The sequence below is a fragment of the Rhodoferax sp. genome, assembly GCF_037143375.1.
Lineage (GTDB): Bacteria > Pseudomonadota > Gammaproteobacteria > Burkholderiales > Burkholderiaceae_C > Rhodoferax.
This window is the reverse complement of record NZ_JBAWYV010000116.1, coordinates 1-10448: the sequence shown is the minus strand read 5'-3', so window position 1 is coordinate 10448 and position 10448 is coordinate 1. Positions and strand designations below refer to the sequence as shown.

Sequence of the window (10448 nt, the reverse complement as noted above, 5' to 3'; positions counted from 1 at the left end):
TCTTCCTGCATCACTTCCAGCACATCAATGTGAACATGGTTGTTGTTGTTCAAAACAGCGGTCATGCGGTTGGTATCCAATTCACCGGTCCACTTGGCCACCACCAGGGTCGCAACGCCATTGCCCACCAGATTAGTCAGGGCCCGCGCTTCAGACATAAAGCGGTCAATGCCCAAAATCAGCGCCAAACCAGCGACGGGCACCGTGCCCACGGCCGACAGCGTGGCCGCCAGCACAATAAAGCCACTGCCGGTAATACCCGCGGCACCCTTGGAGGTGAGCAGCAGCACGCCGAGCAGCGTGATCTCTTGCATCAGGGTCATCGGCGTGTTGGTGGCCTGCGCAATAAACACCGCCGCCATCGTCAGGTAAATTGAGGTGCCATCCAGGTTAAACGAGTAACCGGTGGGTATCACCAAACCGACGCAGGTCTTCTTGGCGCCCAGTTTTTCCATCTTCTCCATCATGCGGGGCAACACCGACTCTGAGGACGACGTGCCCAGCACAATCAGCAACTCTTCGCGGATGTATTTCACAAACTTCCAGATGCTGAATCCGTGCAACTTCGAGATAGTGCCCAGCACCACAAACACGAAGATGAAGCAGGTCAGGTAAAACACCGCCATCAGCTTGCCCAACGAGAACAAAGAGCCCACGCCGTACTTGCCAATGGTGAACGCCATCGCACCAAAGGCACCGACCGGGGCCACCTTCATGATGATGCCGACGATTTCAAACAGCACATGCGACAACTTCTCGACGAAATCAAACACCATGGTGCCGCGCCCGCCAAACCGGTGCAAGGCAAAACCAAACAACACCGAGAACAGCAGCACCTGCAAGATTTCGCCCTTGGCGAAGGCATCCACCACCGAGGTCGGAATGATGTTCAGCAGGAAATCGACCGTACCCACCATCTTGCCGGGACCGGTGTAGGCCGCAATGCCCTTGGTGTCGAGCGTGGCGGCGTTGATGTTCATGCCCGCACCGGGCTCAAACAGGTTGACGATGACCAAGCCCACAATCAGGGCCAGCGTGCTCACCACCTCAAAATACAGCAGGGCCAAGCCGCCGGTTTTACCGACCTTTTTCATATCTTCCATGCCGGCTATGCCGATCACCACGGTACAGAAAATGATCGGGGCAATGATCATCTTGATCAGCTTGATAAAGCCGTCGCCCAGGGGCTTCATGTCGGCGCCCACTTGGGGGTAAAAGTGGCCCAGCAAGACGCCGATGGTCACGGCTGTCAGCACCTGGACATACAGGGATTTGTATAGCGGCTTCTTTTTTGCCGCGAGAGATGTGTTCATGTTCAAGTCCGGTTAGGTTGATGAATCTACGCTGGACCTGACTTTAATCAAGATAAATCCGGATGACTATTGTGGGAAACCACATCCAAACGAAATATTTGACAAGAAAAAACCCGCCGAAGCGGGTTTTTTAAAAGCTTTTAAAAAGCATCAGCCCATGTGCAGGCCGCCATTGACCGAGAAGTCGGCACCGGTGGAGTAACCACCTTCGTCCGATGCCACCCAGGCAATGATGGAAGCAATTTCGCTAGGCTCACCCAGACGCTTGACGGGCACGGTGGCAATGATCTTGTCGAGCACGTCCTGGCTCCACGCTGTATTGGGATACCGGTTGGCGCGACTTGCAGGTCAAGGATCGGCGGCCAACCAATTGACGAGCAAGGCAACAGCAGCTTCAACGGCTTAACAGCAGCGCCACGCAGTCGGGTTTTCCGTCCAACCACATGGCCATCGCCTTTGCCGTGGTGGCGAACTGGTCGTTTAAGTGATCTGGGCTTAGGGGTACTGCGTATTCCAAGGGTTGATGACAGTCAGGCCGGCGGCTTCAAAAGGGCCAGTGTCTCGCGTAGCAACAATGTAGCCGTCTGCGGGCGCAATAGCTTTCCCTTGGGCTCGCGCACAGGCACGTAGCAGAGGGCACAGTCGTCTTTCGCCATCGCGAGGGCCAAGGGCAGTGCAGGAGGTAGACCGCCTGCACTGAAACCCGAGCAACTGATCGAGGAAAAAAAATAGTCCTTTCATCCATGCCGGTGCGAGAAACCGTAAAAATGCTCGGCAGCAACCAAGTCCCAATTTATGCACATTGCGCCCCAAACCCCAAAGTCGTTTTGAGGGCCAGCAGTTTCGCCACCAGATTCAAATCATCTAGCGTATCAATGTCGATCACGGTGCCTGCGTCTGATACTACTAATTTAATAGCAGCATACGCAAGAACCACGGGGGCAGCACCCTGATTTCCTTTCAACCTCATGAGATCGTCACGGCACGCCCCGGAAAACCCGACCGGGTGTCCGCGTTGACCTTCGAACACAGGAAGCACCACGGCATGGAACGCCAAAGCGCGTGCGACGGCCCACAGTGTGTCAGGCTGAATCAGCGGCAAATCACCGGGCAGGATCAGCCAGCCGGCGGCCTCCTGGGTCGCGCGCACTGCCGCTGCAATGGAGTCGCCCATGCCAAGGTGAAGTCCAGATTCCAGGTGATAGGGTAAACCGCTGGCCCGCACTGCATCCAGTGTGTGCTGTAGCACAGTTTTACTTTGCAGTTGAGCCTCCAACTTGCTGCCCTGGCCACCGGAAGCCTTGAAGCGCTCTCCGCGCCCACTGGCCAGTATCAGGACCGTGGGTTGTTGAGCTAGCAAGCGCTAAGCTCCGTAACTGACTGAACACAGAGCGCCGCGTTTTTGACTTGGACAATGTGAGCCATTACCGAAACCGCGATTTCCGCCGGTGTCTTGGCCCCAATGAACAAACCTACAGGGCCGTGCAGACGGGCCAACTCCTCAGGCGTCAGGCCAAAGTGCTCGGCGAGACGCTTCTTTCGCGATGCCTGATTGCGCCGGGAACCCAACGCACCGACGTAAAACGCCTCAGATACCAGCGCTTCCAGCAACGCCATGTCGTCCAGCTTGGGGTCATGCGTGAGCGCCACGATGGCGGTGTGTGCATCAGGCACCAGCGAGCGCACCACATCGTCGGGCATGCCCATCACCCGTTTCACGCCGTCCAGACGCAGCGTCGCGGCAAATTCTTCCCGTGGATCACATACCAGCACCTCGAAATCCAGCATTAACGCGATTTGCGCTACCGCCTGCGACAACTGGCCCGCACCGATCAACAGCAGTCGCCAAGTGGGGCCGAACACGCAGGTGAGCACGCTGCCATCAAAGTGCATGGCCTGCCCCCGCACGGCCGACAGCAAACGCACCTCCCCGGTGGCCAGGGTCAGCTGCCGCGCAACCAGTTCGTGCCGGGCGGTGCGGTCCAGTAGCGATTCGACCCAGGTCGTGTCCACCAGCGGTTCGCGCACCAGGCGCAGGCTGCCGCCACAGGGCAAACCAAAGCGCGCTGCTTCCTCCTGACTGACGCCATAAGCCAGCATGGAAGGCCGATCAAGCGCTGGGGGCTTTGCGACAGAGCGGTCTTGCATGGCAGTCTGGGTTTGTGCAATCAGGTCGTCCTCGACACACCCCCCGGACACCGAACCACTCACGACGCCATCGTCGCGCACGGCCAGTAGCGCGCCGGGCGGGCGGGGTGCGCTGCCCCAAGTTTCGACCACAGTGACCAGCGTGACCGCATGGCCGTCGCGGCGCCATTGCAAGGCGTCAGCCAACACGCGCAGGTCGAGGCTTTCCATGGGTCAAGCCAGCTTGAAGGGCAAACCGCGTGGCGTCTTGCCGGTCAGTTTGGCGATGGCGTTGGCGAAGGCCGGTGCCAACGGTGGCAGCCCCGGCTCGCCCATGCCGGTGGGCGCCTCCGCGCTGGGGACAATGTGCACCGCCATACGGGGCATATCGGGCATACGCGCCACCACATAGTCGCCGAAATTACTTTGCTCGACCACGCCATCCTTGAAAGTGATGGCGGCACCGGGCAGGCAGGTGCCCAGCCCCATCAGCGCCGCGCCCTGAACCTGGGCCTCAATGGTTTTGGGATTGACCGCCAGGTTACAGTGCACGCCGGCTGTGACCGCGTGCAACTTGGGCACACCTTGGGTGACCGAGGCCTCAGCCACATAGGCCACGACGGTATCAAACGATTCATGCACTGCCACGCCCCAGGCTTGACCAGCGGGCAGCTTGCGCTTGCCATAGCCGGATTGTTCGACCGCCAGCATCAACGCCGCTTTGTGCCGCGGGTGCTTGTCGCCCAGCAGTTGCAACCGGTAGGCCACCGGGTCCTGTTGGGTCGCGCGGGCAATTTCGTCGATCAGCGTCTCCATCACATACGCGGTATGGGTGGAGCCGACACTGCGCCACCACAGCACCGGCACATTGACCTTGGGATGGTGTACCGAGAGGCGCATGGGTACATCGTAGGGATCACGCATGCCTTCGAGCGCCGTGTTGTCGATGCCGTCCTTGATCAAGAACCCTTCAAAGGGCGTGCCTTGGGCAATGGATTGCCCCACCACCACATGGTCCCAGGCCAGCACCTTACCGTTGGCGTCGAAGCCGATCTCGGCGCGGTGCACATGCATGGGGCGGTAGTAGCCCCCTTTGATGTCGTCCTCACGGCTCCACATCACCCGCACGGGCACGTCCAGGCCGGCCGCACGGGAAAGTTTGGCCACGGTGCAGGCTTCGACCACGTAGTCGGCGGTGGGCACAGCACGCCGGCCAAAACCGCCGCCGGCCATCTGCACGTTGACCTTGACGTTTTTAGGTGCCACGTCCAGTACCTTAGCCGCAGCCATGGCATCAAAACCCGGCATCTGAGTGCCCAGCCATAAATTAACTTTGGTGTCGGCCCCCTGGCCGGTGACGTGTACGGTGCAATTGAGCGGTTCCATGGGGGCATGGGCCAGATACGGAAAAGTGAACTCCGCGCTAATTTTTTTCGGCGCCGTGGCCATGGCGCTCATGTCCGCATTGAATTTCACAAGCCCGGTTTTTTTAGCCAACGCCTGGTAGCTGGCCAATTGCGCCACGCTGTCAACCTTCTCCACGGCCGCGGTGTCCCATTCCAGTTTGAGGGCATCGCGGCCTTGGCTTGCAGCCCAATAACCTTCTGCCACCACCACAACCCCTTCGCCACCGCGGTCGGTCGGCATGCGCAGCACGGCTTTGACGCCCGGAATGGCTTTGGCCGCACTGTCGTTGACTGATTTGAGTCTGGCGCCAAACACTGGCGGGTGCATGACCACGGCGGTGAGCATGCCAGGCAACTGCACATCGACGCCAAAGCTTTGCGTGCCCGTCGATTTGGCCCGCGCATCCAGCCGGGGTGTGGCCTTGCCGATAATGCGGAAATTTTTTGGATCCTTGAGCGTCACTTTTTGCGGCACAGAAATTTTCATGGCCGCTTCGGCCAAATCCCCATATGCCAACGACTTGCCGCCTGGCCCCATTACGTTGCCGTTTTCGGTGCGCAGACTGGTGGGCTCGACACCCCATTGCGCCGCTGCCGCTGACAACAACATAGCGCGGGCCCGCGCGCCCAGCTCTCGGTACTGGGTGAAGGAATGCTTGATCGAGCCGGAACCACCGGTCAGGTGCATGCCAAAAACCGGGTCGACATAAGCCGCATTGGCGTCACCATGCACGCCGCGAACGCTTGCCCAGTCAGCGTCGAGTTCTTCCGCCAGAATCATTGGGAGTGCCGTCAGCACACCCTGGCCGAATTCCAAGCGGTTGACCGTCACGGTGACCGTACCGTCTTTGTCAATGCGCACAAACGCAGCGGGTTGCTCAAATGGTTTCAGCCCGGCCGCAGGGGCTGAGGTCGCACCATCTTGTGCGCCGGCCACGAGCGGGTAGGCCCCCAGTGCGAAGCCCGAGGCCACGCTCATTTTCAGAAAAGTGCGTCGTGGCAATGTGTCACTTGCTATTGATATAGAAGTGCCTTGCGCAGATTCCATGCGGGCTAGCAGCCCTTTTGGCAATTGATGGGCGAACTCATTGAAGGAGGAGTCGAAATGCATGATGTGGTCCTCGCGTGGGGTTAAACCAAGGTCGCCGCAGCGGCGTGGATGGCGCTGCGAACACGAGCGTACGTGCCGCAACGGCAGATGTTGCCGGCCATGGCCGTATCAATATCAGCATCGCTGGGCTTTTGGTTGTCTTTGAGCAAGGCGGTGGCGCTCATGACCTGCCCGCTTTGGCAATAACCGCACTGTGCTACATCGTGCGCAATCCAGGCGTTTTGCACGGCCAGACCGACCTTGTCGTTGACAAGGGCTTCAATGGTGGTGATCTTTTTGCCCACCGCAGCGGAGATCGGCGTGACGCAGGATCGTGTTGCCACCCCATCCACATGCACGGTACAGGCGCCACACAAGGCCACGCCGCAGCCGAATTTGGTGCCGGTCATGCCGAGCGTGTCGCGCAGGGCCCACAGAATGGGTGTATTGACATTGGCTTCGACCAGCGTGTCTTTTCCGTTGATATTGAGAGTTGGCATGGGTGCCTCCAAGGTCATGGCCACAGGGACCGGGTCGGCAGACTCTAATCTAACTACATAAATGTTGCTGACCAAGTGTTAATGCCCAACCATCGGTTTGGAAAAGCCGTCAGGGGGCTTCTTGCACGTTTCCTAATTTCATGACTTCCCCGTAGACCTTCAGTCCAGTTGAACCCAGGATGACCAAGCTGCCAGGTTCAGCCACCACTGTCACCCGTCATTAGAAGCAAGACTGCTAGGGAAGCGCGGATTTAATCAACTTTGACCGATAGCCTTGGCGGGATATGAATTTTTGGCTATCCGTATTTTGTTGTGGATAACGCCTAAATCTCACGGCATGGTTCTGATTGAGGTGCACCATGGCAGCCTGTGCACGTGGGCCATAGTGCACAGTCGCATTCACACCAACCGGGAACTTTCCCGTATGGACACGCCCGCTACTGCAGATGGACTGCGTGGCGTGATGCTCGGCAACCTCAAATTGAAGTGATGGTAAATCGAGGACTTGGCATGTTTCGCCCACATACGCAAAGACTTCGGCGCAGGTTTGTTCAAGCCATCGCTTGAAGGTGGCTTGCTGGAGTTGCGGCTGTTCATGTTGAGTTGCGATTGCACTTGCTTGACGGCCTCTTGCAGCGCCGCTATCTGCTCCTGCTGCATCAAAATCAACGCATTCTTTTCTGCATGACTTATCTGCGAATTTCCTCTTGCCCCGAAACCCGATGCCGTGGCGCTGCCTGTTTTTTCTGTCACGCTCGTTGCCGATCATTTGGAATTATCGAGAAGTCCCTACACGAACAATACATAACGCCCTATAGGCGGCCTCAATATAACTACTTAGACTTAACTGCTGCATATGACACATAGACCGGTTGCACAGGCCTAGGAATATTCATGGTAACGACCTGTGTTTATAGGATTGGCTATATTTATGCATTCGAAATGAGATCATTTCGTCGTCGGAAACTGAGACAAATAATTTAACACCTTGTCGGTATAAACAAGTTACAGCGGCTTCAACTATCAAAGTTTTCAAGTCGAAGATTTTGTTGAAAATTGGTCAATCAGCCAGGGAGATTTCAAATGAGTCAATCTAAGAGCGGTTCAATTTTGCTAATGGCCATTATTCTGGCCGGTTGCGGCGGGGGCGACAGCGATGTGCCTGCCAAACCAAAATTTACCACGCAAGTTTCGTTCGGCGACAGTTTGAGTGACGTCGGCACTTACAACGTGGGGTTCGTTGCTGCAGCGGGTGGTGGGCAATTCAGCATCAATGGTCCCAATGCCAATGGCAGGGCCGCCAATGGCAACAGTATCGTAAACTGGACTGAAGTTGTTGCTATTAATTTGGGACTGCCTGCGCCTTGTGCTGCTGTGACGGGATTGATTGATACGGCTGGCGCGCAAGCACTGTCCGTTCCGGTGGTATCGCACACTGGATGCAATGGTTATGCCCAAGGCGGCGCTCTTGTGACTAATCCGTACGGCATTCACAACACTTATTACGGAACCTACGCCGCCGCATCAGGTTTAGGAGGCGCTGAGCTGACTTATCCAGTGGTTACGCAAATCAATAACTACCTGACTGACCATGGCGGCAGTTTCAGCGGCAATGAATTGGTGTCTGTGGTGGTTGGCGGAAATGAGGTGCAACTTCAATTAACTCTGTTGGTAGGTGGTGCGACAGCTGCAGCCACCGCAGCAGTGACAGCAGCCGTGCCGACGCAAATACAAGCTGACATTGTGGCTGGTACTTGTGTTCCAACAGACCCTCAGGCCAGCAATTGTGTTTCAACAGCAGTTGCAGAATTGACCCCGACGGTAGGCGCCGCCGCCGCAAATACCTATCTGTCACCCACCGGTCCGGCGGTCATTGCGGCCGTGACAGCGATGGCGACGGCCGCGTCTGAACTTGTAAATGATGTGAATACACTGATTTTGGCCAAGGGCGCGAAATATGCGATGGTGGCGAATATTCCAGACTTCGCCGATATACCGGCGCTCGCCGCCTACTCAGTGGCGCAAAGAAGCCTCGTAGATTTCATGGTGATTACATTTAATTCGACATTGAAAGCAGGCTTAGCAGCCTTGCCGGGAAGTGCAAATGTCATTTATCTGGATACATATACCTCCATCAAAGACGAAATTAATAACCCGGCGAAATATCGATTGACCAACACAACAGCTCAATCGTGTGATCCAGTTTTGACCCCACAAAATCGGGCACTGCTTTGCAATGCAAACACTTTGATTGCCGGACAAACGGCGGATACCCATTACCTGTTTTCCGATGACACGCATCCGACACCTTACGGCCACCTGCTGTTTGCAACCTATGTTTTGCAGCAGATGACCATCAAGGGCTGGTACTGATTTATCTAGTCGTTGTTACATGAATAGGGAGTGGAAATCATGATAGTCAAACAAACAATGGTAAGTTGCTCGGTAGCCGCTGGGCTGCTTGTATTGTCTGCAAACGCGGCGGCAGCTGGGTTCGCATTGATCGAACAAAGCGCCAGCGGCATGGGCAATGCCTTTGCGGGGGGAGCGGCGATCGCCGATGATGCATCAACAGTGTTCTTCAATCCGGCCGGGATGTCGCGTATGAGCGGCAAGCAAATCGTGATTGCAGCGCATGCGATCACGCCCTCGGCTAAATATACTTCAGCTATCGGCGTCCCCAGCGGAGGCGATGCAGGCAGTACCTCGATCGTCCCGAATGCCTATTTCGTCATGGAGGTGAACCCCGCTCTGAAATTCGGTCTGGGTGTCAATGCACCGTTCGGGTTGCAGACTGAATATGACTCGAACTGGGTTGGCAAACAACAAGCGATCAAGTCCAAGATTGAAACCGTAAATGTGAATCCGTCGCTCTCATACCAGGTTAATGACCGGTTGAGCCTTGGTGGCGGACTGGATTATCAGCACATCACAGGTGAATTGTCTCAAGATCAAGGAGGCGCTATCGGCATTGCAGTCATCAATGGCTCCGACAATACTTGGGGCTACAACCTCGGGGTGTTGTATAGAGTGGATGCCAATACGCGTTTGGGCGTGGCTTATCGTTCCACGATGAGCTATACCTTGAACGGCACGGTGACCACTTCGCTACCCTTCGCCAACGGACCGGTGTCGTTGAATATCAAACTGCCTGATACCTTGTCGATCAGTGGGGTCCATCAATACAGTGATAAATGGGATGTCATGGCCGATGTCACGTTTACCGGATGGAGTTCATTCAAGCAGGTGAAGATTGTGGACGGTACAGGGGCGACCCTATCAAACACGCCTGAGAACTGGAAAGATACCGTGCGGGTAGCCGTTGGCGTTACCCACCATTACAACCCGCAATGGCTAGTCCGCGCCGGACTGGCTTATGACCAGGCGCCAGTTCCAAATGAGTTTCGCACTGCGCGTATTCCGGATAACAACCGTACTTGGCTGTCATTTGGTGGACAGTACAAACCGTCGATGACCAGTGCGATTGATGTCGGATATTCACATTTGTTCGTGAGCGATTCCACGATCAACTCTCCAACGCCGGCACCTTCTCTGATAGGAACATACAAGAACTCGGTCGATATTCTCAGTGTGCAATATAACTATAGTTTTTGAGAACCGACTGGTGCAAATGGAAATGGTGTGTGGGTCACTCATTACTAGGCGAAGTAGATGTCAAGCGTAAAAAAAATTTGAATCACTGAAAGTACCCAAACCCTGGTTGTCACGGCGATTTCCTGCCTTAAGGTTGAGGGGGACTATCCATCGCATCCTTACCATGGTCCTACAACTACGCATCGAACCACTAGTACATTGACACGTAAATAACGAAACATTAATATACTCCGTAAGCCGCTTACCAGCATACCTTGGAGTAGTCATGCGTCAAACAGAACTGAACTTGAGCGCCCGGGTTCGACAGTTAAATGAAAAAGAACGTTGATTCATATAGGTTTACGACTTTGTCGCGCCACTACAAGAGGGTCAACTGGGCTGGAAGGGTCGGTTTTTT

At 55.8% G+C, this 10448-nt stretch carries 7 protein-coding genes and 3 pseudogenes; 2 read left to right on the top strand and 8 right to left on the bottom strand.

Annotated elements, in window-relative coordinates:
- The 8 genes and pseudogenes from WCG50_RS14550 to WCG50_RS14515 form a co-directional block, all read right to left on the bottom strand.
- On the bottom strand, positions 1–1313 hold a 1313-nt coding region (locus WCG50_RS14550), incomplete at its 3' end, for a dicarboxylate/amino acid:cation symporter (protein ID WP_336900321.1).
- A 150-nt stretch (positions 1314–1463) separates the two neighbouring features.
- Positions 1464–1616 (bottom strand): annotated as a pseudogene (locus WCG50_RS14545) (SDR family oxidoreductase); the annotation flags it as partial.
- A 192-nt stretch (positions 1617–1808) separates the two neighbouring features.
- A pseudogene (locus tag WCG50_RS14540) lies at positions 1809–1943 on the bottom strand (VapC toxin family PIN domain ribonuclease); the annotation flags it as partial.
- A gap of 163 nt (positions 1944–2106) precedes the next feature.
- Positions 2107–2673 carry a nucleotidyltransferase family protein gene (locus WCG50_RS14535; RefSeq protein WP_336900320.1) on the bottom strand — a complete coding sequence of 189 codons (567 nt, stop codon included), beginning with the start codon at positions 2671–2673 and terminating at the stop codon, positions 2107–2109.
- The gene (locus WCG50_RS14530; RefSeq protein ID WP_336900319.1) at positions 2667–3671 is read right to left on the bottom strand and encodes an XdhC/CoxI family protein; all 1005 of its coding nucleotides are present in this window, start codon (positions 3669–3671) and stop codon (positions 2667–2669) included. The genes WCG50_RS14535 and WCG50_RS14530 overlap by 7 nt, the downstream gene beginning before the upstream one ends.
- 3 nt (positions 3672–3674) lie before the next feature.
- Entirely contained in the window at positions 3675–5957 is a 2283-nt protein-coding gene (locus WCG50_RS14525) for a xanthine dehydrogenase family protein molybdopterin-binding subunit (protein WP_336900318.1), read from the bottom strand.
- Between the two features lie 20 nt (positions 5958–5977).
- Positions 5978–6436, bottom strand: a complete 459-nt coding sequence (locus WCG50_RS14520; RefSeq protein WP_336900317.1) for a (2Fe-2S)-binding protein — start codon at positions 6434–6436, stop codon at positions 5978–5980.
- 525 nt (positions 6437–6961) lie between these two features.
- Positions 6962–7081 (bottom strand): annotated as a pseudogene (locus WCG50_RS14515) (DUF6444 domain-containing protein); the annotation flags it as partial.
- A gap of 438 nt (positions 7082–7519) precedes the next feature.
- Here WCG50_RS14515 and WCG50_RS14510 point away from each other — a divergent pair.
- Both WCG50_RS14510 and WCG50_RS14505 read left to right on the top strand, forming a co-directional pair.
- Positions 7520–8809 carry an SGNH/GDSL hydrolase family protein gene (locus WCG50_RS14510; RefSeq protein ID WP_336900316.1) on the top strand — a complete coding sequence of 430 codons (1290 nt, stop codon included), beginning with the start codon at positions 7520–7522 and terminating at the stop codon, positions 8807–8809.
- Positions 8810–8848: 39 nt separating this feature from the next.
- Entirely contained in the window at positions 8849–10051 is a 1203-nt protein-coding gene (locus WCG50_RS14505; RefSeq protein ID WP_336900315.1) for an outer membrane protein transport protein, read from the top strand.
- The last annotated feature ends 397 nt before the right edge of the window (positions 10052–10448 follow it).

Bases quoted from the DNA above. Each gene is read 5' to 3' on its own strand.
- WCG50_RS14530 (WP_336900319.1), bottom strand. From the start codon at position 3,671: ATGGAAAGCCTCGACCTGCGCGTGTTGGCTGACGCCTTGCAATGGCGC.
- WCG50_RS14525 (WP_336900318.1), bottom strand. From the start codon at position 5,957: ATGCATTTCGACTCCTCCTTCAATGAGTTCGCCCATCAATTGCCAAAA.
- WCG50_RS14520 (WP_336900317.1), bottom strand. From the start codon at position 6,436: ATGCCAACTCTCAATATCAACGGAAAAGACACGCTGGTCGAAGCCAAT.
- WCG50_RS14510 (WP_336900316.1), top strand. From the start codon at position 7,520: ATGAGTCAATCTAAGAGCGGTTCAATTTTGCTAATGGCCATTATTCTG.
- WCG50_RS14505 (WP_336900315.1), top strand. From the start codon at position 8,849: ATGATAGTCAAACAAACAATGGTAAGTTGCTCGGTAGCCGCTGGGCTG.